General features: G+C 68.6%; 23 protein-coding genes and 5 pseudogenes. 13 read left to right on the top strand and 15 right to left on the bottom strand.

The window, feature by feature from the left end; all coding sequences use genetic code 11:
• Window positions 1-50: 50 nt before the first annotated feature.
• A pseudogene (locus tag ACZ6BB_RS38710) lies at window positions 51-476 on the bottom strand (GtrA family protein); the annotation flags it as partial.
• A gap of 128 nt (window positions 477-604) precedes the next feature.
• On the opposite strand from ACZ6BB_RS38710, the gene ACZ6BB_RS38705 reads away from it, so the two are divergent.
• Complete coding sequence (locus ACZ6BB_RS38705) at window positions 605-1114, top strand: TetR family transcriptional regulator (protein ID WP_471619792.1); 510 nt, start codon at window positions 605-607, stop codon at window positions 1112-1114.
• 110 nt (window positions 1115-1224) lie between these two features.
• A complete protein-coding gene (locus ACZ6BB_RS38700) occupies window positions 1225-3390 on the top strand; it encodes an MMPL family transporter (protein ID WP_471619791.1) in 2166 nt (721 codons plus the stop codon).
• A gap of 1042 nt (window positions 3391-4432) precedes the next feature.
• Here the strand turns inward: ACZ6BB_RS38700 and ACZ6BB_RS38695 are convergent.
• The gene (locus ACZ6BB_RS38695) at window positions 4433-5266 is read right to left on the bottom strand and encodes a LysR family transcriptional regulator (protein ID WP_471619790.1); all 834 of its coding nucleotides are present in this window, start codon (window positions 5264-5266) and stop codon (window positions 4433-4435) included.
• 72 nt (window positions 5267-5338) lie between these two features.
• On the opposite strand from ACZ6BB_RS38695, the gene ACZ6BB_RS38690 reads away from it, so the two are divergent.
• A complete protein-coding gene (locus ACZ6BB_RS38690; RefSeq protein ID WP_471619789.1) occupies window positions 5339-6202 on the top strand; it encodes a PhzF family phenazine biosynthesis protein in 864 nt (287 codons plus the stop codon).
• Window positions 6199-7209, top strand: a complete 1011-nt coding sequence (locus ACZ6BB_RS38685; RefSeq protein WP_471619788.1) for an ornithine cyclodeaminase family protein — start codon at window positions 6199-6201, stop codon at window positions 7207-7209. The genes ACZ6BB_RS38690 and ACZ6BB_RS38685 overlap by 4 nt, the downstream gene beginning before the upstream one ends.
• A 159-nt stretch (window positions 7210-7368) precedes the next feature.
• On the opposite strand, the pseudogene ACZ6BB_RS38680 reads toward ACZ6BB_RS38685, so the two are convergent.
• The 7 genes and pseudogenes from ACZ6BB_RS38680 to ACZ6BB_RS38650 form a co-directional block, all read right to left on the bottom strand.
• A pseudogene (locus ACZ6BB_RS38680) lies at window positions 7369-7506 on the bottom strand (transposase); the annotation flags it as partial.
• Between the two features lie 309 nt (window positions 7507-7815).
• Window positions 7816-7962: pseudogene (locus ACZ6BB_RS38675) on the bottom strand (GNAT family N-acetyltransferase); the annotation flags it as partial.
• A 591-nt stretch (window positions 7963-8553) separates the two neighbouring features.
• The gene (locus tag ACZ6BB_RS38670) at window positions 8554-9435 is read right to left on the bottom strand and encodes a class I SAM-dependent methyltransferase (RefSeq protein WP_471619787.1); all 882 of its coding nucleotides are present in this window, start codon (window positions 9433-9435) and stop codon (window positions 8554-8556) included.
• Window positions 9436-9477: 42 nt separating this feature from the next.
• A complete protein-coding gene (locus tag ACZ6BB_RS38665) occupies window positions 9478-9888 on the bottom strand; it encodes an HGxxPAAW family protein (protein WP_471619786.1) in 411 nt (136 codons plus the stop codon).
• Complete coding sequence (locus ACZ6BB_RS38660; RefSeq protein WP_471619785.1) at window positions 9885-10307, bottom strand: winged helix-turn-helix transcriptional regulator; 423 nt, start codon at window positions 10305-10307, stop codon at window positions 9885-9887. Before ACZ6BB_RS38660 ends, ACZ6BB_RS38665 begins: the two co-directional genes overlap by 4 nt.
• 92 nt (window positions 10308-10399) lie before the next feature.
• A complete protein-coding gene (locus tag ACZ6BB_RS38655; RefSeq protein ID WP_471619784.1) occupies window positions 10400-12004 on the bottom strand; it encodes an MFS transporter in 1605 nt (534 codons plus the stop codon).
• Between the two features lie 78 nt (window positions 12005-12082).
• A complete protein-coding gene (locus ACZ6BB_RS38650) occupies window positions 12083-12535 on the bottom strand; it encodes a hypothetical protein (RefSeq protein WP_471619783.1) in 453 nt (150 codons plus the stop codon).
• Window positions 12536-12628: 93 nt separating this feature from the next.
• Here ACZ6BB_RS38650 and ACZ6BB_RS38645 point away from each other — a divergent pair, with 93 nt between their 5' ends.
• Window positions 12629-13057, top strand: coding sequence for a hypothetical protein (locus ACZ6BB_RS38645; RefSeq protein WP_471619782.1), 429 nt, complete (start codon window positions 12629-12631; stop codon window positions 13055-13057).
• Window positions 13058-13612: 555 nt separating this feature from the next.
• On the opposite strand, the gene ACZ6BB_RS38640 is transcribed toward ACZ6BB_RS38645, so the two are convergent.
• Window positions 13613-13876, bottom strand: a complete 264-nt coding sequence (locus tag ACZ6BB_RS38640; protein WP_471619781.1) for a hypothetical protein — start codon at window positions 13874-13876, stop codon at window positions 13613-13615.
• A gap of 411 nt (window positions 13877-14287) precedes the next feature.
• Window positions 14288-14530, bottom strand: coding sequence for a hypothetical protein (locus tag ACZ6BB_RS38635; protein WP_471619780.1), 243 nt, complete (start codon window positions 14528-14530; stop codon window positions 14288-14290).
• Between the two features lie 14 nt (window positions 14531-14544).
• Between ACZ6BB_RS38635 and ACZ6BB_RS38630 the strand changes: the two are divergent.
• Window positions 14545-14673: pseudogene (locus ACZ6BB_RS38630) on the top strand (ornithine cyclodeaminase family protein); the annotation flags it as partial.
• A gap of 402 nt (window positions 14674-15075) precedes the next feature.
• On the opposite strand, the gene ACZ6BB_RS38625 reads toward ACZ6BB_RS38630, so the two are convergent.
• Complete coding sequence (locus ACZ6BB_RS38625) at window positions 15076-15996, bottom strand: NADP-dependent oxidoreductase (RefSeq protein WP_471619779.1); 921 nt, start codon at window positions 15994-15996, stop codon at window positions 15076-15078.
• Window positions 15997-16507: 511 nt separating this feature from the next.
• Between ACZ6BB_RS38625 and ACZ6BB_RS38620 the strand changes: the two are divergent.
• Window positions 16508-16994 (top strand): annotated as a pseudogene (locus ACZ6BB_RS38620) (transposase); the annotation flags it as partial.
• Here ACZ6BB_RS38620 and ACZ6BB_RS38615 read toward each other — a convergent pair.
• A complete protein-coding gene (locus ACZ6BB_RS38615) occupies window positions 16961-17287 on the bottom strand; it encodes a hypothetical protein (RefSeq protein WP_471619832.1) in 327 nt (108 codons plus the stop codon). The pseudogene ACZ6BB_RS38620 and the gene ACZ6BB_RS38615 sit on opposite strands and share 34 nt — an antisense overlap.
• 180 nt (window positions 17288-17467) lie before the next feature.
• Here ACZ6BB_RS38615 and ACZ6BB_RS38610 point away from each other — a divergent pair, with 180 nt between their 5' ends.
• A complete protein-coding gene (locus ACZ6BB_RS38610; RefSeq protein WP_471619778.1) occupies window positions 17468-17737 on the top strand; it encodes a hypothetical protein in 270 nt (89 codons plus the stop codon).
• Here the strand turns inward: ACZ6BB_RS38610 and ACZ6BB_RS38605 are convergent.
• Together ACZ6BB_RS38605 and ACZ6BB_RS38600 are read right to left on the bottom strand one after the other, a co-directional pair.
• A protein-coding gene (locus tag ACZ6BB_RS38605; RefSeq protein WP_471619830.1) for an IS5 family transposase occupies window positions 17718-18547 on the bottom strand; the annotation gives its coding sequence in 2 pieces (ribosomal slippage) (window positions 17718-18235 and window positions 18235-18547; 831 coding nt in all). The two genes, ACZ6BB_RS38610 and ACZ6BB_RS38605, sit on opposite strands and share 20 nt — an antisense overlap.
• A 65-nt stretch (window positions 18548-18612) precedes the next feature.
• Entirely contained in the window at window positions 18613-19236 is a 624-nt protein-coding gene (locus tag ACZ6BB_RS38600; RefSeq protein WP_471619777.1) for a histidine phosphatase family protein, read from the bottom strand.
• A 112-nt stretch (window positions 19237-19348) separates the two neighbouring features.
• Between ACZ6BB_RS38600 and ACZ6BB_RS38595 the strand changes: the two genes are divergently transcribed.
• From ACZ6BB_RS38595 to ACZ6BB_RS38575, 5 genes are all read left to right on the top strand, one after another.
• Window positions 19349-19558, top strand: a complete 210-nt coding sequence (locus ACZ6BB_RS38595; RefSeq protein WP_471619776.1) for a hypothetical protein — start codon at window positions 19349-19351, stop codon at window positions 19556-19558.
• Between the two features lie 72 nt (window positions 19559-19630).
• A complete protein-coding gene (locus ACZ6BB_RS38590; protein WP_471619775.1) occupies window positions 19631-20464 on the top strand; it encodes a transposase family protein in 834 nt (277 codons plus the stop codon).
• A 471-nt stretch (window positions 20465-20935) separates the two neighbouring features.
• The gene (locus ACZ6BB_RS38585; RefSeq protein ID WP_471619774.1) at window positions 20936-21412 is read left to right on the top strand and encodes a hypothetical protein; all 477 of its coding nucleotides are present in this window, start codon (window positions 20936-20938) and stop codon (window positions 21410-21412) included.
• Window positions 21409-21765, top strand: coding sequence for a winged helix-turn-helix domain-containing protein (locus ACZ6BB_RS38580; protein ID WP_060904727.1), 357 nt, complete (start codon window positions 21409-21411; stop codon window positions 21763-21765). Before ACZ6BB_RS38585 ends, ACZ6BB_RS38580 begins: the two co-directional genes overlap by 4 nt.
• A 436-nt stretch (window positions 21766-22201) precedes the next feature.
• The gene (locus ACZ6BB_RS38575; protein WP_471619773.1) at window positions 22202-22681 is read left to right on the top strand and encodes a transposase family protein; all 480 of its coding nucleotides are present in this window, start codon (window positions 22202-22204) and stop codon (window positions 22679-22681) included.
• The last annotated feature ends 444 nt before the right edge of the window (window positions 22682-23125 follow it).

The raw sequence follows: 23125 nt of genomic DNA, 5'->3' as shown, positions 1-23125 counted from the left end.
GACGCGACCTCGCTCGCTTCCTGAGCCCCCGCCGGGCTGCTCTCCTGAACCGTGGTCGAACTGCCGGCGAAGACGACCAGGCGCAGAACGAGGAATCGCCCGATTCCGGCGAGCCCTGAAGCACTGAGGTAGACGGCCTGCTCGCTCAGCGTCCCGGCCGATGGCTGCATGAGGTGCAGGATGAACATCGCCGCGCAAGTCACCGCGTAGGCGGCCAGGGCCGACCCGGCGGACTGCCAGTGCCGGCGCCATCCGGCACGCCGCCCGGCCTTGAAGGTGAAGCGCGCGTGGAGTTCTGTGCAGAGGATGGTGGAACCTGCGGTGACCAGTGCGTTCGCCGACGCCCAGGGCATCAGCGTGGCCAGCAGTGCCACGGCCGGGCCGGAAGCGAGTCCGACACCGCCGCCGCACAGGACGAACCGGGAGAAGGAGGTGAGCGGGCCGGGAGCGGCTGCGGTCCGGCGTGCCTCGTCCATGGCGGCTTCCGTCCGGCCGGTGTGCTGCGCCTCGTACGCCGTACCGGGCTTCGAGGGGAGCAGCGGTTTCATGGCGGTTGTCCTTCCGGGCCGGGGGCACCTCGGTCTCCGGGCCGGGCGCAGAGCAGATGCCAACAAGCGTTGGCCATCACTTGTTGACAGAATGCCCACCCCAGGCCGGAAAGTCAACGCCAGTTGGCCTACGCCTGTTGGCGATGTGCAGGAGGCCGGAAAACCCGCTGCCCCCGGCGCTCCGACCGCACCGGGTCGCCATACCGAAAGCCGCCCGGCGACGCTTCGCCGCCCAGGGGTACGAGCGCTATGCGATCCGCGCCATCGCCGCTGACGCCGACATCGACCCCTCAAGGGTCATGCGCTACTACCGAAACAGGTCCCACCTCTTCGACGCCGCCCTCGACGCCGTCCTGCACCTCCCTGGCCGACCTCCCCGCAGACGACTTGCTCCCGTCTGCTCTGCTCCGGCCATCGGCGGACCCACCGCCCCGATTTCTTTCTCTTCAGCCAGCCATGCGGCCCACTCACCCGCCCTCACGTCCCCTGGCGAACCTGCCGCACCCAGCGGGGATTTATGGGCATCGTTTACTCATGTGAGGGGCTCGGAGCCGCAAGGACGATGAGTACCTGAGAGGACCCGCACCTGAGGTGCGGCGCAGTTCTCTGACCTGAGTGGTCAAGGAGGCAGGCCGACCCTGTTCCTCTCGTCCCCCTCAATGAACAGGGAGCCCTCGTGGCCTCGTTTCTCTACAGACTCGGGCGGCTGGCCTTCCGTCGCCGCAGGCTGGTAGCCCTCATCTGGGTGGCCCTCCTGGCGCTCGCCGGCTTCGCCGCGGCGTCCGCGCCGGCGGCCACCTCGTCGTCCTTCTCCGTTCCCGGCACGGAGGCCCAAAATGCCTTCGACCTGCTGGAGGAGCGTTTCCCCGGTGGCAGCGCCGACGGTGCCACCGCCCGCATCGTCTTCAAGGCGCCCGCCGGCGCGAAGATGACGGACCCCGGTTCCAGGGCCGAGGTCACCGGCGTGGTCGCCGCGCTGAAGTCCGGCTCCCGACAGGTCGCCTCCGTCACCGACCCGTACACGACGCAGGCTGTGTCGAAGGACGGCTCGACGGCGTACGTGTCCGTCACCTACCGGGTCGGTTCCATGGAACTCACCGACGACACCCTCCACGCCCTGAAGAAGGCCGGCGTACAGGCCCGGCACGACGGGCTCACCGTCGAGATCGGCGGCGACGCGCTGCAGGCCACGCCGGAGACGGGTGCCGGGGAGATCATCGGCGTGGTGATCGCCGGGGTGGTCCTGGTCGTCACCTTCGGGTCGCTGATCGCCGCGGGTCTGCCGCTGCTCACCGCGCTCGTCGGCGTGGGCATCGGCATCTCCACGATCACGGGACTGGCCGCCGCCCTCGACCTGGGCACGACCACCTCGACGCTCGCCATGATGATCGGCCTCGCGGTCGGCATCGACTACGCGCTGTTCATCGTCTCCCGCTACCGCTCAGAACTCACCGAGGGACGCGAGAAGGAGGAGGCCGCCGGACGGGCCGCCGGCACTGCGGGCTCGGCCGTGGTGTTCGCCGGCCTGACCGTGGTCATCGCCCTGGTGGGCCTGGCCGTCGTCAACATCCCCCTGCTCACCAAGATGGGCGTCGCCGCGGCCGGCACCGTCGTCATCGCGGTGCTCATCGCTCTCACCCTGATTCCGGCCCTGCTGGGCTTCGCCGGGGACCGCGTCCTGGGACGCAAGGCCCGCCGGGGCAGGGCCGTCGCGCACCAGCCGAACATGGGCACCCGCTGGGCGCGTCTGGTGCTCCGCCACCCGGTCGCCGTCCTGCTCATCGGCGTCGTCGGCCTCGGCTCGATCGCCCTACCGGCCGCCTCGCTGGAGGTCGGCCTGCCCGACGACGGCTCGCAGCCCGTCCACACCACCCAGCGCAAGGCCTACGACCTGCTCTCCGACGGCTTCGGCCCCGGCTTCAACGGACCGCTGACGGTCGTCGTCGACGGCGACAAAGCCGAGGCCGACCGGACGATCAGGCTCATCCGGAATCTCCACGGCGCGGCCGCCGTCACCGAGCCGACCCTCAACAAGGCCGGCGACACAGCCGTGATCACGGTCATCCCGAAGGACCGGCCGTCCTCGCTGGCCACCGAGGACCTGGTCCACGAGATCCGGGACAAGAGCAGCGACCACGTCTACGTCACCGGTGCGACCGCGCTGAACACCGACTTCTCGCAGAAGATGAGCGACGCACTGCTGCCCTATCTGGCGCTGGTCGTCGGCCTCGCCTTCCTCCTGCTGATGGTGGTGTTCCGCTCGCTGCTCGTGCCGCTCAAGGCAGCGCTCGGCTTCCTGCTCTCGGTCGTCGCCGCGCTCGGCGCCGTCGTGGCCGTCTTCCAGTGGGGCTGGCTCGGCTCGCTGTTCGGCGTCGAGCAGACCGGCCCGGTCATGTCGATGATGCCGATCTTCATGATCGGCGTGGTCTTCGGCCTCGCCATGGACTACGAAGTCTTCCTGGTCACACGGATGCGAGAAGCCTTCGTCCACGGCCAGCAGCCCGGAGACGCCATCGTCACCGGCTTCCGTCACAGCGCCCGCGTGGTGATCGCGGCGGCGGTCATCATGATCGCGGTCTTCGCGGGCTTCATCGGTTCCAGCGAGCAGATGATCAAGATGATCGGTTTCGGACTCGCGATCGCGGTGTTCTTCGACGCCTTCGTGGTCCGCATGGCGATCGTTCCGGCCGTGCTGGCTCTGCTGGGCCGGCGGGCCTGGTGGCTGCCGCGCCGGCTGGAGCGGAGTCTGCCCAACGTCGATGTGGAGGGCGAGCAGCTCGGCAAGGAACTGTCCCAGAGCCCGGGCGGTTCGGACGAGGACCGCGGACTGATCCCCGTCTGAGCCAGGGACGATCCGAAAGGGATTCGGGGCCTCTGTGCGGTGCGGTCGGCGCCACCGCACCCGCCCGGGCATCGTCTGCTCGCGGCGCGCCCCGGAAAGCGGCGGCCCGTGGGGACGAGACCGCCGCTGGAAAGGATGGCCGTGCTGTCGCTGCAGACAGCACGGCCATCACCCACTGGCTTTCGAAATGCCGCAGCGCTCAGTGCCCGGCCAGGAGTCCTGCCGAGGAGGAGCACAGCCGGCCACGGGTGCAGTTCGGCGGGAGGGACGGCGCGGCGCAGCAGGACGGCGGACGCCTCCGGCGTTGTGGTAGCTGCGCCTGGCCTGGGCGATGCGCAGCGGAGCCAGCCCCGGCGTGCTCGTCTCCCGCCCGTCGCGCTCGACGGCGTCGGCGAGCGGACGGACCTCGCGCATGACCCGGGTCGCAGTCCTGCCCGCGGCCGGCTTCGACGAGGGGTGATCGTCAGCGTGCCGGAGCGCCCTGCCGCATCAGCGACGGCGGCCACGCCTTGCGGTGGTGCGGCGACGACCGCAGATCGAGCAGCAGGTCGCAGCCTCGTCGAAGCGGCCCTCTCGGGCCGGCACAGCCCCCGGCGCCGCCCGTACGGCCGGATGCCCGGCGAAGCCCGCTGCGGTCCCCTCGTCCAGCGCCTGCTGCATCACCACGACGGATTGCGCGTCCTCGGCATCCGGCCCGCCGAAACCCGCAGGCACACAGAGCACAGCGCTGCGCAAGCGGGCCGGCCGGAGACGGCGGTGCCGCGGGCGTCACCCGCCTCTCAGACGTCCCATCGGTGGTTGGCCGGCTCCTGATCGCCGCAGAGCACCGCTGTGCAGGCCGGTGAGTACGCCGGCGCGGGCCCACCGCCTGGCCGGGCAGCCGCTCGCCGAACTGCAGGTACGTCGCGGCGGCCACGGTGTCGCCGCTGACCAAGGCGACGTCTGCCTGCCCGGAGGCAGCCCGTCCTCGGGGTGGAGGCAGGCCGCAGTCGTGACTGCGCCCGAAAAGCTGCCCAGACACCGCTTCCTCTCGTGCGTTGCGTCAGATCAGGCTCTTCAGGAGTTCTTCGACCGCGTCGACAAGGAGATCGCCCTCGGTTCCCGGACGTCGGACCATTCCGAGTTCTACGTCGGGCAGTTCGGGCAAGCCGCGCGCCGCCATGCCGGACTCGACCTGGGCGGGAAGAAGGGCCGCGGCGCCCAGCCCGGCGCGAACCGCGCTCTGCACGCCGGCCAGGCCGGTGCTCTCAAAGGCGATACGCCAGTCACGTCCGCTGTCTTTCAGAGCGTCGAGTACCGGCATGCGCCAGCGGCACGGCTGGGAGAACAGCACGAGCGGCAGCGGGTCCAGGCTGAGGTCCACCTCAGGCCCGGCGGCCCAGACGAGGGGCAGCCGCACGGTCCAGCGCGGAGGTTCGGGCAGATACGCCGGGTCACACAGCGCCAGGTGGATGCGGTTGGTCGTGAAGGCCCTTCTCATTGCCGGGCCGGGCGCGCTGACCAGTTCCAGCGTCGCCTGCGGATGCATCCGGCCGAAGTCGGCCAAGGCCTGTGCGAGCGGAGCAGCGGCGAGGTCCTCGATCAGACCTACGCCGCAGTGCCCGGCCACGGTCTCCCCGGTGGCCCTCATAGCCTGTGCCGACAGGGTAAGGATGCGTTCCGCGTACGGCAGCAGAGCCTCCCCGGCTCTGGTCAGCGACACACCTGTGGCAGACCGGTGCAGCAGCGGTTGACCGACGGCGCGTTCGAGTTTCCTCAGCTGTCCGCTGAGCGCCGGCTGGCTGTGCCCCAGCACGTTCGCAGCCCTGCTGATGCTCCCCGAACGGACGCAGCTGACAAAGGCCCGCAGGAGCGATGTCTCAAGATCCGGCCCCATAAGCACAGGTTATATCCGCCCGATGAAAGTTGCCGGTTCCTTGTACCTGCGACAGACCGTACTGTCCGAAACATGCGCTACCTACACGTTGACGTCTTCAGCAGCCGGCCGTACAGCGGCAACAGCCTGGCGGTGTTCCCGGACTCCGCACAGCTCAGCGCGGAGCAGATGGTGCACATCACCCAGGAGATGCGCCACTTCGAGTCGGTCTTCCTGGCCCGGGACCCCGCCAGTGACCGGAGCTGGCATGCGCGCGTCTTCGACCTTGCCGGGGAACTCGACTTCGCCGGCCACCCTCTCATCGGGGCAGCATGTGTCCTGCACGCGCTGCACGGTGGCGATGACACCGAGACCTGGTGCCTGAAGCTCAAGGCCCGAACGGTCGACGTCACCACCCGACGCCGAGCAGCGGGCCGCTACAGCGCCGTTCTCGACCAGGGCCCCGCCGCATTCCTCGGCCGCCCCGACATCGCCGAGCTGGCCGCCTGGTTCTCCTTGGACGCCGACGACCTGGATCCGGACCTTCCTGCGGAAGTGCTCTCCACAGGACTTCGGTACCTCATGGTTCCTGTGCGTGGCGACGCGCTGGAACGCGCCCGGATCACCCAGGACCTCGAAGCCCCCCTCGCTGCGCATGGTGCACAGTTCGCCTACCTGCTCGACGCCACCACACTGGAAGGACGTCACTGGAACAACGACGGCGTCCTGGAGGACGTGGCCACCGGTTCCGGCGCCGGTTGTGCCGCCGCCTACCTGCGCCGACACGGCCGGATCGGCAACGGGGAGAGCGTCACCCTGCACCAGGGGCGCCTCACCGGCCGCGCCAGCCAGATGACGATCAGCGCACACGGCGAAGGGCAGGACATCCGCTCCGTCACGGTGGGCGGCGAAGTGGCGTTCGTTGCTGAAGGGCATCTGAGGGAGCTGCCCGCATGAGCCCCTCCGCACTGCCCCACGTCGGCCCTGACGCCATCCGGGCCGCAGTCGGATACGAAGACGTCCTGGAACCGGTGGCCCAGGCGCTCGCCGACTACAGCCGGGGCATGGGCGACTCTCCGGTAGTGGTCTTCGCACCGGCCGGGCGGGACGGCGACGTCCACGTGAAGTCGGCCTGGCTGCCCGGGCGCCCCGTGTTCACCGTGAAGGTGGCGACATGGTTCCTCGAGCGATCCCGGCGCGGCGGTACGCCGGCATCCGGCATTATCGCCGTCTTCGACGCCCAGACCGGTGATCTGCGGATGCTGCTGGAGGACGAGCACCACATCTCCGACATCCGTACCGCTGCTGCGGGCGCCCTTGCCGCACGTACCCTGGCCCGACCGGATTCTGCCGTGCTCGCCGTCCTGGGCACCGGTGTCCAAGCTTATTTGCAAATCCTGGCGGCCGCCCATGAACTTCCCCTGCGGGAGGTACGCGTGTGGGGACGCAACCCCGACCACGTGCTGCGCCTGACAGCCGCTGTCATGGCCCGCCACCCTGAACTGCACGTGAGGGCCGCGGCCGATGCCCGAGAGGCCTGCCAAGGGGCCGACGTCCTGGTCACCGCAACCGCCAGCACAGAACCGCTGGTCGAAAGCGCGTGGCTCACGCCAGGCATGCACATCACCGCAGTCGGTGCCGACGATCCTTCCAAGGCCGAACTGTCTCCCGACTGCCTGCTGAAAGCCGATCGGATCGTCGTCGACAGCCGTGAACTGGCCGGCATCCACGGGGACCTGGCGCGAGCAGGAATGGACGCCGCGGAGCATGCAGAGCTCGGAGAGGTCCTGGCACGGACCGCACCCGGCCGGTCGGACAACGCCGAGATCACTGTCTGCAAACTCATCGGCCTCGGGGTGCAGGACCTCGCCGCAGCCGAGGTCACCCTCAGGTACCTCGACGACGGCGCCCCGTCACGCAAAAGGCCACCGGCGAGCGCAAAGGACGTGGGCGCCGCCCGGTAGGAGAACCAGCGGACCTGCAAGGCCAGGTCGCATCGCCGGTTGTCCCCGGAGTGTGTCCAGCAGCGGAGCAACCGCTTGACGTCGCTGCGGTTTCCGCCGGTCAGCGACAGCGGGAGCGGGCGCCCGGACGTGGCAGAAGTCATCACGCCCGCGACCAGTCCGGATGCCGGTATACAGCACGAACAGGATCCCGCACAGTGCCTGCCGGTCCGGCACCTGCAGTCTGCCTTCCACCGACTTCGGCGCAGGCCAGGGCAGCAACGGCTCGATCAACGACCACAGTTCATCCGACACGATCCAAGGACGCGACTGCCGTTTCCCCACGACAGAGCAACGACCAACCACGCCGAAAGCCACATGATCAACAGCCCGATCCTGCCGTTGATCATTGCGTGGCCCGGGTTGTGACCCCGGCGGCCGCTTCGCGGCACTACGAACCATGACCGCTGTCGGGCGCGGCACGGTGTTCCGAGGCAAGGAGTCCGAAGAAGACGTCGTCGGTCCACTCCCCCTTGAACCAGGTGCTCTGGCGAGGTGGCCCTCGCGGCGGAACCCCACGCGCCCCAGCAGCTTCGCCGAGCTGACGTTACACCTGTCGCAGTTGGCCCAGACGCGGTGCAGCCCTTCCTCCACCAGCAGATGTTCCACCATCCGCGCCACCGCCTCGGTGGCGTACCCGCGGCCCTGGAACACCGGCGCGAAAGTGAAGTCCAGCTGTGCCTGCCTGCCGTCCTCGCTGAGGCACACCCCGATATCGCCGATCAGCCCCGGAACGTCCCGCCGCTCGACGGCGTACTGGAACCATCCCGGATCGCGGGCACCGATGCCGGCTCACCTCCGGATCCGACCGATACGCCGCCAATGCCAGCGCGTCTGCGGGTGTGAACCTGCGCAGTACGAGCCTGGCAGACTCCAGGCCCTCGTTGTCTTTCATGAGCGCTTCCCTTCTTTCGCGCCATGGCCGGCTGCTGTGAACCGCATGTCCGCGCTCGCCCTCTCCCCCTTCGCTTCTTCGCACCCGGCTGACGACCCTCCGACGCCTGCGCTTGCCCACCGGCGGCCAGCGGCCGGCCATGCGACAGCCGAGCAGCCGGGGTGCTTGCCGCGTGCGCTCGGCTCCCGTACACGCCGCGCAGGGCCGATCGGGGGCTGCAGGGGAACGCCGACGGACCCGTGCGCCGTGTGCTCACTTGCCCGAAGAGGTTTCTACAGCCCACAGAATGTCAGGGGCGCCCACGGGCAGGCCGGGGGACTTGGACGGGACCTCGGCGCGCTGCCCCGAGAGGTGATCGCGATCGCGCGACCGGAGGACACCGCGACGTGGTGAAACTCAACCGCCGGCTTTCATGCGCCGCCGATAGCCGACGGACGGACCGCCCTGAGCGAATACAGGATGGGCAGATAGGTGTCGCTGAAGGGGAACCGGTACAGACCGTCCGGGCCCTGCGGCAGGAGGTGGCGCCCGCCGGTCTCGGTCTCCGTGTGCTCGCCCAGGCGCTCCACGACCAGTCCCGCCGACGTGGCCGCCCTGACGATCTCCCCCAGCGAATACGGGGACTGGGTGGACTTCTTCGGCTCCGCGGGTACGTCGGCGTGGGCGTAGGTGCCCGTCATCGCATCGTGCCGGGGCGCACCGCCGCCGCGGGGCCAGTCGGCCACAAAGGAATCAAAAGTAAGCACCGTCTGGAAGACGGGGTGGGGGTCGACGAGCACCAGCCTGCCTCCCGGCCGCAGCGCCGACGCGGCGCCGGTCATCCAGGCGTCCAGGTCGCCGATCCACGACAGCACCCCGTAGGTGGCGACCACCAGGTCGAACCTTGCGGCCAGGGCATCGGGAAGACGCTGGGCGTCCGCTTCCACGAACTCCGCTTCCAGACCGGCCTGTTCCGCCAGTCGCCAGGCTCGTGCGACCGCATGGGGGGAGGAGTCGACGCCGGTGACGCGGGCGCCCAGGCGGGCCCAGTTCAGGGTGTCCATCCCGAAGTGGCAGTGCAGGTGCAGGAGTTCCTTGCCGGTCACGTCGCCGGCGAGTTCTCGCTCGATCCCGCGCAGGGTCTGCCCGCCTGCAAGGAATGCCTCCACGTCGTAAGACCGGTCGTCGGGGTCGGCGCCGTGGAACTCGGCGAGGTCGTCCCAAAAGTCCCGGTTGGCAGCGAGCCGGTCTGCGTCCGCCGCCACGGCGTCGTCGTCGGAACGCAAGCCGCCAGCTCGGTCTTCAGCGGCCATTGCCGGCCCCTCCTTCTCTGTTCTGTGTGGCGATGCGGCCGGCTACCGGAGCGGCAGGCACCTTTCCTGATCGTCCGCGTTCCGCATGGTGACGCTGGGCATGCTCCGGGCCGCTGCGGATGCCGGGTGCGGGAGCGGGGCCGCCGCCTCGGCCCGCCTGCCCGCCATGCGGCACCCGAGGCAGTCCGGATGTCCGTGCCGGGCGCGGAGGTCCTTCACCCGCCAGTCCCACTGGTCGGCCGGGCGCGGGCCGCTCGGCTTTCCCCATCCCGCCAGGTGGAGGAGCCAGGTGATGGCCGCAGCCAGGGCGATCACTGCGATCCCGGAGAGTACGAGCGGCGCGGAGACAGCGATCACTCCGACACCGGTGACGCAGAAACCGGCCAGGGCGACGGCTGTGCCGGCCCAGCCGGCCACCGTGTGCCCCAGGTCCACGTTCTCGTGTGCGCTCATGTCCTGTCCTTTGTGCGATGCAGTGGGCCGGATTCCGGCGATGTGCGGGGGGCCGCGGCCCAGGTGTGCGCGGGGAGATCCTGTGCCCACACGGTCAGGGCCACCAGCGGTATGAGGAGGGCCTTGCCGTGGGAGGCAAGTGCGTAGACGGTGTGACGGGCGGTGCCTGGGTAGGCGGTTCGCTCCACCAGGCCGAGGGCGGTCATCTCCCGCAGGCGTCGGGTGAGCAGACCGTCGCTGAGGCCGGGGACGCGCTCGCGCAGCAGGGGCAGGTCGGCCGGCCCTTGGGCGAGGGCGGTGATGATGAGTCCGGTGCCGCGTATGCCGAGCAGTGCCAGGGCGCGATTGAGAGCTTCCAGGGACTCCGGGGCGCGGGGAGGGCCGGGTGGTGGTGCCGTCCGGGTGGGCAGCGAAGTCATGTCGGTTTCCTTCCTTCCCGGTGCGGCGCCAGAGACCGGATCGTGGTCTGGCGCCGCACGACTTGGACGTGTCGGATGTGTTCAGCGGGTGGCTAGGCCGTGGCCTTCGCCGCGTCGCGGCCCGTGCCGCCCGTCGGGCCGTCCGCAGGGTCGTGCGTCTGCGTCTCGACGCCGACCGTGCCGGGCTTGCCGGTCCGGCGCAGCAGGAGGGTGACGACGACGGCGGCCAGGAGGGTGGTCGCGGCGCCGCTGAGGAGGGCGAGGTGCATGCCGGAGGCGAAGGCGTCGCGGGCCTCGTCGATCAGTGCCGGGTTGGCGGTGGCGTGGCCGATGTGGTCGGCGGCGGCCAGGGAGGAGCGGGCTGCTTCCGCGACCGGGGCGGGGAGGCCGTCGGTGTCGAGGGAGTCTCGGTAGCGGGCGCTCATGAGGCTGCCGAGGACGGCGATGCCCAGGGCTCCGCCGAGTTCGCGTGAGAGGTCGTTCACCGCGGAGCCCACGTTCTGCAGGCGGGGCGGCAGAGCGTCGGTGATGGCCGCGGTGGCCGGCGTCGTGGCCAGACCCATGCCCGCACCGAGCGGCAGGAGCCCGCCGACGACCAGCCAGTACGAGCTGCCGGCGTCGAGCTGGGCCAGCACGACCAGGCCGGTGGTGACCAGGATCAGGCCGACGGTCCAGGGGCCCCGCATGCCTCGCCGCGCGACCAGGAGCGGGCTGAGGCGCGCGCTGGGGATCATCGCCGCGGACATCGGCAGCACGCTCACCGCAGCCATCAGGGCGCTGTCACCGCGCACCAGCTGGAGGTACTGCATGGTGACGAAGATGAACCCGAAGAACGCGAAGAACTGCAGCGTGGTCGAGATCGACCCGGCCGCGAACAGCTTGTGCCGGAACAGCCGCGGATCGAGCAGGGGGTGCGGGTGCCTCAGCTCCCAGGCCACGAAGGCCGCCAGGACGACGAGCCCGAGGGCCATGCCGATGAGGGTGCGCGTGCTGCCCCAGCCGTGCTCGGGCGCCTCGATGACCGAGTAGACCAGCACCCCCAGCCCTGCCACCGTGAGCACGGCTCCGGTCACATCGATGCGCTGCTTGCCCGGCTGCGCGGACTCCGGGACGAAGAGGTAGGTGCCGATGAACGCCACTCCGGCCATCACCGCGTTCAGCCAGAACACCGATCGCCACGACCACACCTCCAGCAGTGCGCCCGAGGCGAACAGTCCCAGCGCGGCGCTGGCGCCCGCGACCGCCGCCCAGATACTGATGGCACGCGCCTGCTGATCGCGGGGAAACGTGCTGGTGATCGTGGACAGCGTGGCGGGCATGACGAACGCGGCTGCCACCCCGAGCAGGGCGCGCAAGGTGATCAGGACGCTCGGCTCGGCGGTGAAGGTCGCGGCGAGTGATATTACGGCGAACAGTCCGACGCCGCCGAGCAGCGCTTTGCGGCGGCCGAAACGGTCGCCGAGGGTCGCGGCGAACAGCAGGAACGACGCGAAGATCAGACTGTAGGAGTCGATGATCCACGACAGCTGGGTCTGGTTGGCGTGCGTCTCCCGGGCGACGTCGGGCAACGCCACACTCAGCGAAGCCATCGCCGACACGACGGTCGCCAGGGCCAGACAGGTCACTGCCAGAACGGCACCGGGGCGCAATGCGCGTACCGGTCCGGCGTCCGGGTTCGAGACGGGTGAGCCGGGCATGGGAAGCCTCCTGTTGAACGGAAACGGGTGGAAGGTGGGTGGGGCTCGGTACGTCACCGGCGGAACCGGCGGAAGAGGTCAGCCGCTCACGACGACGTCGAGGCTGCGACGCGGGCTGAGGCCCGCCGCACGGTCGGGATGACCGACACGGAAGGACAGCAGACCGCTCGACGCGGGACGGCCGAGCAGGACAGCCCACCGAGCGGAGAAAACGTCGCGGGCACCGGAGACGGCATCACGGTCGATGCGCCCGGTGATCTGGTTCATGTGATGCAGACCAAGACCGAGAGCGGTCGCCAGGATGCCGGTGGCGACCATCCCCTCGATGCCGGACATGGAGCTCCAGTCGTGCCACAGGTCGTACGGATCGCCGGGTCCGGTGCTGAAGGTGCCGTTGGTGACGGCGCGCAGTCCCCCGAGGCCCTCGCTGAGGAGGGCTGTCGAGCCGATGGCCAGGCCGGCCGGCCTCAGCGCGTCCCTGCGGGGCACGGTGATCTCTGGAGGGTCGTCTGGGACGGTGTTCGTGGCCATTGCGTCTCTCCTGTCGCGCGGCCCCGGGTTGTGGCAGGAGACTCGCGTCGGACAGGGTGCTCGCGCACCACCCCGCCCCAAGGTGTACCCGGGGTGCCCGAGTTCGGCGTAGACGTTGCCGGTGAACTCGATGTCGGGCAGCTGGTCGAACGGCACAGTCAGCAGCCGACGCGGGCGGCGGATCGGCTGACCTTGACGCCGTGCGTGATCAGCTTCCGCGAGGGTTCCGAGTTCGTCCAGGACTTCCCGGATGCGGGCGGGCACGACGGCGTGGAGCTCGGTGGTGTGTTCATGGTGGAGTCTTCCGTTCTGGTCCGGAAAATATACCAACGACCGTTTGCCAACATCTGTAGGCCAACGTGCGTTGATATAGTGCGCAGACCCCCTCCAGAAAGTCAACAGATGTCGGCCTACAGCCGTTGGCAAGACCCTGCGTACCGAAAGACCAGCACCCACGCACGCTCCGATCGCACCAGAACCGCGATCCTGCGCGCCGCACGCGGACGGCGCGGCCAGCGCTAAGGCACACCACGATCCGCGCCGTGGGATGCGACGCAGGCATCGACCCGTCGATGATGCTTGGCCTCGAGTCGGGTGACACGGCAACCGCAACCGTCGTAACCAGCCGCCGTACTCCTCGGACTGCTGGGCCGGTTGCTGGCGGCCATCGCGGCGAGAAGCGCATGGGGAGAACGGCCTCGACATCCGGCACGGCACAAGGCACTTCCGCGCAGGCGCCCTGCTGTGCCCCCAGATGATCGCGTCCTTGATCTGCTCGGCGTCCTGCAGTTGCAGGGACCGGGCGGCCCCGAAGACGGGCCGTGCCGTTCAAGGGGCAGCTGGTCCCTGCTCAGTGCCGGGCCTCGTCGCCGCCACGGCCGGACGGCTCCCGGTCAGCGGCCACCACGCGCTGCGGGCACCTCGACGCCAGTCCCGGCGGGCAGCCGGCTCGACGACCCATGACTGGCCGACCAGCCCCCGCTGTTCCGGATCGTCTCGACGCCCCCGTCAACCCGCCCGGGGAGCTGCGAAGGCGCGTCCTGACAAGGACAGCATCCCTGGAGCCGAGCGCCCGTCTCACGCCTTCGCATTCCCTTCCCGCCGGCTCTCCGTAGACGGCCACTGCCCCAGCGAGATCAACCTCGTGACGCGGACGATGAGGCAGCCGGCCAACGGCAGCTCCGCGAACACCGCGAGCGCCGCCGACAGCCACACGCCTGATGTGCCGAACGTGAGCGACACATCGAACCAGGCGTCACAGACCAGCAGCACGGCCAGGCCGACGGCCGGCACGATGACAGCGTTGTTCCGCAGCCAGCCCAAGATCGCCGTGGCGGTCACAGCGACCACGAGAAGGACGTCGAACCCCACCCAGGCCAGGCGCCACTGTGTGGACCTGGTAGTGGGACGGCAGGGTCAGCGCCAGCACAACTGTCCAGGGCACCAGACCCACCGCGCAGACGGTGAGCAGCCCCACTGTGCGACGCTGCTCCCGCCGGATCCGCTCCAGCCGCTCCAGCCACTCGGGGACAGGATCCGGTCCCGGGTACCCCGGGCGGGATTCCCCCTGCGCCTCACTCATGTCGGCTGCTCCGTTCTGATCGGTGCGGCACGCACCGCTGTTCGCTGTTGTACGTCAGGTGACCTCCGGGCGCTCCTGGACGACGAGCGCCACCTCTCGGACGTACGGACGGCCGCCGCGGGAGCTCTTGCGGCGCGGGATGGTGCGGCGCGACTCCCACGTCCTGCGGGTCATCGGTCACTGGCACCGGCACTCAGGCCTACCTTCAGACGCTCGCTGCGGCCGACGCGCTCCCGCTGCGCGCGGTACGCGTGCGGGGACGGCGCGTGTCCCATGTCCAGCCGCTCGCCGCCGCGTTGCATGTGCCCGCGGCCGGAGCTGTGCGTCATCGGCGTGGACAGAGCCCAGTCCGCGTTCGACAGCGCCGACGTAGCGGTGCCGACGACCTCACGCACCGAACGTCCGCGCGTCATGGCTGACACCCGGAGTGCACATCACCGCGGTGGGCGCCGACGATCCGACGAAGGCGGAGCTGACATCCGACAGCCTGGGGCAAGCAGACCGGGTCGTGGTCGACAACCGTGAACTCAGCTCCATCCACGGCAATTTGTCACGGCTTATGGAAGAGAACCGCCGGGTCAACGCGGAACTCGATGAGGTCCACGCCGGATCGGCCACCCGGCCGGGAGAACGCCGAGGAAATCACCATCTGCAAACTCATCGGCCTCGGCGTCCACAATCTGCCCGCCGCAGACGTTGCCCTCAACATGCCCGGTGCCCCCGCGTTCCACAAAGATTCCTGCGCACGCGCGGAAGGTGCATCGGCACGCAGCGGAGGCGACGCCAGCGGTCGCCTGAAGTCCTGCTGGCGGACTCAACGCGACCTCCTGGCCGGACTGGTCTCGCCGCGTGGCCGACTCCTCCCCCGTCAAGACCCATAGGGGGACACACCGCCCACCCCTTCACCGACAACGCCGACCGGCTTGCAGGACGGCACGCCCCTTTCGCGCGCATTCATCTACGGAATCAGAACGATCTTCCCTGTGGTCCGGCCCTCCTCGCCCAGGCGGTGAGCGTCGATCACCTGACCAAGAGGAAATGTGCGATCGATGTGGACCGTGATCCGGCCTTCGTCGGCGAGAGAAGCCAGGGCATCCAGGTCGGCCCGATCAGGTTCCACCAGCATGAAGTCGGCTCGGAGACCCTTCTGCGCGGCCCATTGCACTGTGTCCGCATCGGCGCCGTTGAGCGCGACGACCCGGCCACCAGGCACCAACAGCCCAGCCAGGCCCCGGATCTGCCCCGCGATGGTAGCCAGAAGGATATCGACCTCCCTCACCTGGGAGCTCACTTCAGAGCTCCTGTAGTCGATGACCTCATCAGCGCCAAGGCTCCTTACGAAATCGTGCTTTGCTCCACTAGCGGTCGCAATGACGTAGGCACCATGAGCCTTGGCGATCTGAACGGCCAAGTGGCCCACGCCTCCCGCCGCGGCCGGAATGAGTACCCGCTCTCCGACAGCAACCCCAGCCACCGTCACCAGCGCCTGCCAAGCGGTAAGACCCGCCAGGGGAAGACCCGCCGCTTGGGCATGGCTCATGCCGGGCGGCTTGCGAACCAGGTGTCTCGACGGAGCGGTCACGAACTCCGCGTACGCTCCTGCCTCGGCCGGAAACCGTGGCATTCCGAAGACCTCGTCTCCCGGCCTGAAGCGCGTCACACCGGCTCCGACGGCCGCCACCACTCCTGAGACGTCCCAGCCGACCGAGAAGGGCGGTTCGCCCACGCCTCCCCCGGTGCGCACCTTCCAGTCGACCGGATTCACACCGGCGGCCTTTACCTCGACCAGGACCTCCGCCGGTCCCGGTTGCGGCACATCAACCTCGACAACCTCGAGAACATCCGGACCACCCAACCTGCTCTGCATTACTCGGCGCATGTATCCATCGATATCAGGCCGACACCGCGGACATGTGAGTAGCACATACTCAACATCCGCCTCCGCCAGTCCTTCAGATTCATGCCGATCCCAGGAAGAACACTCCCGTCGGAAGCGTGTCGCCAGACGCGTTGCGTCTCCGGCGATGGAACCCGCTGTCCTGCGGATTTGCTTCCGGATGAGCAGTGACTACTCAGGTGCACTGAGGATCCCGACCAGGATGAGCGTTGACCGAACGGGCCAACGGGCGCCGTCGAGCCGGGGGCCGCGGACGCGGCCGCGTGAAGAAGGACTCCCTCGTCCCGGACCGATACAGCTGACCACCGGCTCTGGTCAGCCCCCAGGAAGGCCACACGCTTGGCCTTGGCACCGCCGCAGAGCCGACACTCCCTCGCAGCCAGGACCCGCCAGACCAGCGCATACCCTTCGCCTGAGCCGGCGCAGCAATAAAGAAATCCCGCACGGGACTGTAAGACGTTCGGTGTAACTCCCGATCATGGAAGATGCTTCGATGACCAGTGAAAACGTGTCCGGATCCGAGGCTGTCGAGCCCGTGGCGGTTGTGCGGGCAAAGGCTGTGGACGACCAGTTGATCGACGAGGTGGTGGGCCGGGCCCAGGCCGAGGGTCTGCAGCTGACAGGCGAGGGCGGGCTGCTACAGCAGCAGCTGACCAAACGCCTGCTGGAGTCCGCTCTGGAGGGCGAGATCACGGACCATCTTGGCTATGACAAGCATGATGCGGTCGACAAGAACGGTGGCAACTCCCGCAACGGCAAACGCTCCAAGACCGTGCTGACCGATGTCGGCCCGGTGGAGATAACGGTGCCGCGCGACAGGGACGGCTCCTTCGAACCGAAGATCGTCAAGAAGCGGCAGAAGCGCCTGACCGGCGTCGATGAGATGGTCATCTCGCTGGCCGCGAAGGGCTGACCACTGGCGAGGTGCAAGCCCACCGGCCGAGGTCTATGGTGCCGAAGTCTCCCGCCAGACCATTTCGTCGGGGCAGTTCAGCCCTGCCGCGACGCAGGCGTTGCCCTTCGCTCCGTTGACTGCCAGTGCGTCGGTTCGGCTGTTGCCGTCGGCGCAGGAGGCGCGGCCGTAGGTGCACAGCTCGTCGATCTTGTCGTAGAAAGCTTCGGTGTAGATCTGTGCCTGGTCCCAGCCGACGGGGACGTGAACGGCGGGGTAAATGGTGACGTAGCCGTGGTTGTTGAGGCCGACTCCTGAGTCGCCCTCCTGCTGCCACGATCCTCCGAGGATAGTCTCGCGTACCCATTCAAGCCATGCCATCCTGAATTTCGCAGGTCACGGGGGCTGGTGTGGCTGTGTGGTGGCCGGCTCGTGCTGGCCGGAGGCGAGATCGTTAGCAGGTGATCGTCCGTCTCAGGCTCGTTCTGCGGGAATCGGTTTTCGGGCGGTGGTCTCTTCGTACGCTCCGAGAGGGAAGGCCGGACCGGAGAGGGGCTGTTCATGGCGGATGTGCTGACGTGGACGATCGAGCGGCGGGTGATGTTGGCTGAGCGGGCCGAGTTGCTGCGCAAGGAGCTGGCGGAGATCGACGTCGAGGTGGCCCGGCTGGAGGCTGCCGAGGTGGTGTACGGGCAGTGGGCCGAGGCAACGGATGGCGGGCGGAGTCCATCAGGCATCGTGGAGCCGGAGCCGGAGCCGCTGGTCTTGACGCCGGGTGCGGCCGGGATGCGGCTAGGTTCTGTCTCTTTGGTCAGCGTCGGGCCCAGATGAGGATGCCGACGAGGTGGAGTGCGGCCTGGTAGGCGATCGCGAGTTTGTCGGTTCGGGTGGCCAGGCCGCGCCACTGCTTGAGGCGGTTGATACACCGTTCAACTGTGTTCCGCTGCTTGTAGGCTTCACGGTCGAAGCTTGGCGGGCGGCCTCCGTGGCAACCCCGCCGCAGGCGGTGGCCGATCTGGTTGGACGGCTGCGGGATGACCGCTCGGATTCCCCGGCGCCGCAGGTGGCTGCGGATGGCGTGGGATGAGTAGGCGCGGTCGGCCAGCACGGTGATGGGCCGGGTTCGTGGCCGGCCCGGTCCGCTGCGGGGCACGCGAATGCGAGACATCACCGTCTCGAATGCGGGTGCGTCCCCGGCCTGGCCTGCGGTGACCGTGAAGGCCAGAGGCCGTGCACCGCCGTCCGCGGCCAGGTGGACCTTGGTGCTCAAGCCCCCGCGAGAGCGTCCGAGGGCGTGATCAGCAGGCTCGCCGGAGCGGATCGCCCCTTTTTGCGTGCGCCTGCGGCGTGCTGGTGGGCCCACACGACCGTGGAGTCCACCGAGACCGTCCAGTCGATGTCGTCGTCGGCATCCACCGCTGCCAGGACGGCGGCGAGGATCTTCTCCCAGGTGCCGTCGACGGCCCACCTGATCAGCCGTTTGTGGGCGGTCTGGAACGAGCCCAGCTCGTCTGGCAGGTCCCGCCAGGGCGAGTTGGTGCGGTACTTCCACGCGATGGCCTCAAGGGTGCGGCGGTGATCGGCCCACCTTCGGCCGCGGACCGGATCGACCGGCATCAACGGCTCGATCCGGTCCCACATCTCATCGGTGATCACTAATCGGACGGACACAACTGATCAACTGACGAACCCATCCAGCAGGCACGCTAGACGTGCACCTCGGGAGGAAAGCCCGTCCAGCGCAGCTCGGGAGGCAGATGCCGCATGTCGTTCGAGACGAGGACAGAGGCCGGCCGGCCGGGCGCGTACCGGATGACCGTGAGAGCGGCGTTGCTGTGGTTGAGGCCGAGCCAGCGCCAATGCGGCGCATGCATGGCGTCCCGGACGAGCCAGGCGACCAGGAAGTTGTGGGTGACGACCAGTTCGTGCCGGTCCTCTTCACCGTGCACAGGCCCGGTGAACATCTCCAACGCCTGCCGGGCCAGAGCAGGTCCGTGCTTTCGTTCCTCCTCAGTCGCGCCAGAAAGGAAGCGGAGGAAGAAGTCTGCGGATTCCGCTGGCAGCTCGTCTCTCATGGGCACGTAAGGAACGTAGTCACCGGCCACTTCCGAGACACGCAGGGGAACGTTCTGCAGCTGGTCACCGATCAGACGCGCGGTCTGCTCTGCCCGGGGCAACGGGCCATGGTAAACAGCCGCGAAAGGGATCTCGCGCAGGCGCTGACCCAGCAGCACGGCTTGCCGACGACCCACCTCCGTCAGCCCGCTCTCCTCCGACGCCGCCTCGCCATGCCGCACCAGATAGAGGTAACGGGCAGCCGTGCCGGTCATCACACACTCCTCTGCACCCACTAGCGATCTTGTGTATCGATGGACGCAGCCTGCTTCGGCGCCGGTTCCCGCATCAAAGAGACAGAACCTAGTCCCGGACCGCGTTGACGGGATGGGTCTGGAGGTCCTGACCTCGGACTATCGGCGGATTATGGAGATCGTCACCAATGCGGGCGGTCCGGTGATGGCGAAGGACGTGGCCCGCGCGCTGGGCCGGGAGCTCACTCCCGGCAAGGTCGAGCCAGTCCGCGGCCAGCTGCGCAAACTCGCAGACCGGGGCTGGCTGTCGAGGACCGGTGCGGGCCGCTACCTGCCACGCTGACCGGCCCGAACGCGAGTGGACCGGCTGATTCCTGCCGTAACAAGAGGGCCGCCGACGGAAGTTGGGGTGTGTGTGAAGACAACCAGCCCCGCCGAGGGCGCTCAGCATGCTGTCTACCAGGTCCGGCTCCCGATGTCGAAGCGGACCCTGGACCTCGTCGGGGATCTGATACGCCGTGAACGCAACCGGTTGGGCACCCGCTGGCGCAAGGTCCCCGCAGGCACTCAGGCGTTGATCGTGCTCGCTGTTCTCCGCCATGACCAGCGCCTCGCCGACATGGCCGGCGGCAGCGCCGTCTCCGCTTCCACCGTGCGCCGCTGGGTGCAGGAGGTCCTGCGTCTGCTGGCCACCCGCGCCCCACGCCTGGACCGAGCCCTGAAGAAGATCGCGCAGCGGGGCGGCGTGGTCGTCCTGCTGGACGGCACCCTGATCCGCACCCGGCGCCGCACCGGAGCGGACAATCGCAGGAACTACAGCGGGAAATACAAGGCCCATGGCCTGCTGTTTCTCGCGCTGACCGACGAGAAGGGCAATCTGATCTGGATCTCCTCGGCCCGGCCCGGCCGGTCCAGCGAGATCACCACCGCCCGCCACGACAAGATCACCGCGCACCTTCGCGAAGCCGGCCTCGGCGCCCTGGCCGACCTCGGCTTCGTCGGACTCGATGACCAACCCGACGACGACCCGGTGATCATCACCGGCCGCAAGGCCACCCGCAACCACCAGCTCACCGACGCGGAGAAGGAGGCGAACCGTCTGCTCAGCCGCGAACGCGCGGCCGTCGAGCACGGCTTCGCCAACCTCAAGACCTGGCGCATCCTCACCAAGGTCCGCATGAACACCCACCACGCGACGACGCTCCTGCGGGCCCTCCTTGTCCTGGCGAACACCGAAGTGCAGAGGTGACCGACGATCTCCCCAGGACGATCATGATGCTGACCGGCACGAGTCCGTCACCCCCGACCCACACCAGCGCCGTGACCTGCGAAATCAGGAAGAAAATCTCTCAGTGACTCCTACCTCGTGGGCTCGTTCGGCGCAGTGCCTGGGGTCTCCACGGGGCAGGCGGGCCGCCGGATGCTGTCGGCGGAGCAACGGAGCAGCAGGTGCACGCGCCCTGAGGGCGAGACGCAGGGGTGGGATTCGTTGGACCGCGAGGAACGGACGCGGAGAGGCGGAGACTCCCAGATCTGCTTGGGGCCAACCGAATCCCGCGGGCAGTGGTGATGGCCAAGCAACTGCTCCGCGGCAGGGTGTAGCCCGCCGGACCCACTGCCAACCACTTGCCTGCCGGGAAAGCAATTGATAACTTTCCCGACAGGCAAGTGGTTGGTTGGAAGGCTGGCCGCGCTGATCAGACGGGGAGTTGAGCGTGCCATGGTGGATCCGCGCAGTGCCGCGGAGGACTTGCGCCGGATTGAACGGGTGCAGGACCGGATCGCCGAGCAGGGCAGGATCGAGCAGGACGGCCCGCGCAGCATCCGGGCAGTGTGGGCCTCGGCCGCGACGCTCTGGGTGTTCCTGGCGATACAGGGTCTGCCGATGCCCAAGTGGCTGGAGTGGACAGTGCTTGCCGTGTTTATGACCGGCATGATCTCGCTCGGAATCCGCAGTGGTCGGCGGACACCGTTTACGCCGCACCGGTCGGACATCTCGGCGGGGTGGCTGGCTGGCTGGGTAAGCTCGCTGGTCGTGGTGACGATCGCTTCCGCGGTGGTGCTGAACGTCTGGGAGCCGCCGTTTAGTTCACTGATCTGGGCAACGGTGACGGCGGGGGCGTTCGTGCTGCTCGGCTACGCGATGCAGGGCCGCTGGCTGCGGCCGGGCCGCGGTCGCAGCGGGGCCGCGCAGTGACCACTCCGTTCGGCTTCGACGAGCTGATCCACCCCTCCACCCGGCTGGCTGTGGTCTCCCTGCTGGCCGCCACCGAGTGGGCTGAGTTCGCCTTTGTCCGCGACCAGCTGGAGCTGAGCGACTCCGCGCTTTCCAAGCAGCTCCACACCCTGGAGAGGGCTAGCTATGTCAGGCTGAAAAAGGAGGGCACGGGGCGTCACAAGCGCACCCGCATCCTCCTCACCAAGCACGGCCGCGCCGCCTTTGAGGGGCACGTCGCAGCACTCCGCCGGATCGTCGGCGGCGCCGCCGCGGCAACTGGGGAGGCTGGGGCGGCTGAGGAAGCGATCAACCCAGGGCAGAGTCCCCGGTGAAGAAGGTGAGGCCGGCCAGAGTAGCCAGGGCGCCCCTGCGCGGGCACTGACGGCGATCACAGAGGGCCGTCATTCCGGGTTATGAGAGCAGGGTCATCTTCCTGATGAAATCGAACTCTGCCTAGCCGAATAGATGCCTCTTGAGTTTCTTGATGCGATTCACGACGCCCTCAGTGCCGCCCGAGTTCCAGCGCAACGTGAGCCCGGCGGTCACGGCATCGAGATCGCTGGTCAGACCGCGGGCGAAGCCGGTCAGACCAGGAGGTTCACTGCGAGAGCCTCGTTGATCCAGGCGGGCGGGAAGATGCCGGTCTGCTGGGTGAGCATCTCACCGAAGTCACGGACCAGGCGGTGGGCAGCAGCCAGCTCGGGACAGGCGTCCAGGACCGCCTTGAGCTGCTGGTGTTCATCGTCGGTCAGTGAGCCGGAGTAGCGGGTGAGCCAGCCGGCGGCCTTGCGGGTGCTCGGGGGGGCAGGGGGCGGGGTGGGACGTGTCCCACCCCGGCAAGCCGCGGCTGGACCGGGCGCTGAAGAAGATCGCCCACAGCGGCGGGGTGGTAGTGCTGCAAAGCCCGGTCGGTCCAGCGAGATCACCACGGCCCGCCACAACAAGATCACCGGTCATCTACGCGAGGCCGGACTCGGGGCCCTGGCCGACCTCGGCTTCGTCGGCCTGGACGACGACCCCGACGACCCGATGATCATCACTGGCCGCAAGGCCACCGCAAACCACCGCCTCACCGACGCGGAGAAGGAAGCGAACCGCCTGCTCAATCGCGAACGCGCCGCTGTCGAGCACGGCTTCGCGAACCTGAAGTCCTGGCGCTTCCTGGCCAAGATCCGCATGAACGCCCGGCACGCCACCACCCTCCTGCGCGCCCTGCTCGTCCTCGCAAACACCGAAGTCCACAGGTGACAGACGATCTCCCGATGAAGATCAGGCCCCAGACCGGCGCGAGTACATCACCGCAACCTCACACCAGCCCCGTGACCTGCGGAATCAGGATGAAAACTTCTCAATGCCCATCTGCCGACCGCCCCGCACTATTGCGACCGCGAGGAAACGGCTGATTAGCCCCGCCCGGCCAGGGCTGCCCTACGGGTCCAGCTCACCAATGCCGCCTTCTAGTCCGGGGCGTTTCGTGGACGTCCGACCCAGGCTTGGTGGTGAGACGCGACGCGCAGCCCCTCGCGCAGGCGTCCACGCAGGACGCCGACACGTGTTCTGCCCTCCAGGACCTGAAGGCCGCTGTTTGATGGGGCTAAGACGTCGTCTCATTTGGGGTGCTGGGTAGTCTGCCCGTGTGGTGATGGTCGAGCGCATGGTGCCGGACGAGTTGTGGGAGCTGTTCGAGCGGGT

Source organism: Streptomyces sp. NPDC041108, from assembly GCF_055592645.1.
The sequence above is the reverse complement of the archived record's forward strand: the minus strand, read 5'-3'. Positions and strand labels throughout refer to the sequence as shown.

Coding starts and splice junctions, on each gene's coding strand:
- ACZ6BB_RS38705 (WP_471619792.1), top strand. CDS start 605: ATGCCAACAAGCGTTGGCCATCACTTGTTGACAGAATGCCCACCCCAG.
- ACZ6BB_RS38695 (WP_471619790.1), bottom strand. CDS start 5,266: ATGGGGCCGGATCTTGAGACATCGCTCCTGCGGGCCTTTGTCAGCTGC.
- ACZ6BB_RS38690 (WP_471619789.1), top strand. CDS start 5,339: ATGCGCTACCTACACGTTGACGTCTTCAGCAGCCGGCCGTACAGCGGC.
- ACZ6BB_RS38685 (WP_471619788.1), top strand. CDS start 6,199: ATGAGCCCCTCCGCACTGCCCCACGTCGGCCCTGACGCCATCCGGGCC.
- ACZ6BB_RS38670 (WP_471619787.1), bottom strand. CDS start 9,435: ATGGCCGCTGAAGACCGAGCTGGCGGCTTGCGTTCCGACGACGACGCC.
- ACZ6BB_RS38665 (WP_471619786.1), bottom strand. CDS start 9,888: ATGAGCGCACACGAGAACGTGGACCTGGGGCACACGGTGGCCGGCTGG.
- ACZ6BB_RS38660 (WP_471619785.1), bottom strand. CDS start 10,307: ATGACTTCGCTGCCCACCCGGACGGCACCACCACCCGGCCCTCCCCGC.
- ACZ6BB_RS38655 (WP_471619784.1), bottom strand. CDS start 12,004: ATGCCCGGCTCACCCGTCTCGAACCCGGACGCCGGACCGGTACGCGCA.
- ACZ6BB_RS38650 (WP_471619783.1), bottom strand. CDS start 12,535: ATGGCCACGAACACCGTCCCAGACGACCCTCCAGAGATCACCGTGCCC.
- ACZ6BB_RS38635 (WP_471619780.1), bottom strand. CDS start 14,530: ATGACGCGCGGACGTTCGGTGCGTGAGGTCGTCGGCACCGCTACGTCG.
- ACZ6BB_RS38625 (WP_471619779.1), bottom strand. CDS start 15,996: ATGCGCCGAGTAATGCAGAGCAGGTTGGGTGGTCCGGATGTTCTCGAG.
- ACZ6BB_RS38615 (WP_471619832.1), bottom strand. CDS start 17,287: ATGGCATGGCTTGAATGGGTACGCGAGACTATCCTCGGAGGATCGTGG.
- ACZ6BB_RS38610 (WP_471619778.1), top strand. CDS start 17,468: ATGGCGGATGTGCTGACGTGGACGATCGAGCGGCGGGTGATGTTGGCT.
- ACZ6BB_RS38600 (WP_471619777.1), bottom strand. CDS start 19,236: ATGACCGGCACGGCTGCCCGTTACCTCTATCTGGTGCGGCATGGCGAG.
- ACZ6BB_RS38595 (WP_471619776.1), top strand. CDS start 19,349: ATGGGTCTGGAGGTCCTGACCTCGGACTATCGGCGGATTATGGAGATC.
- ACZ6BB_RS38585 (WP_471619774.1), top strand. CDS start 20,936: ATGGTGGATCCGCGCAGTGCCGCGGAGGACTTGCGCCGGATTGAACGG.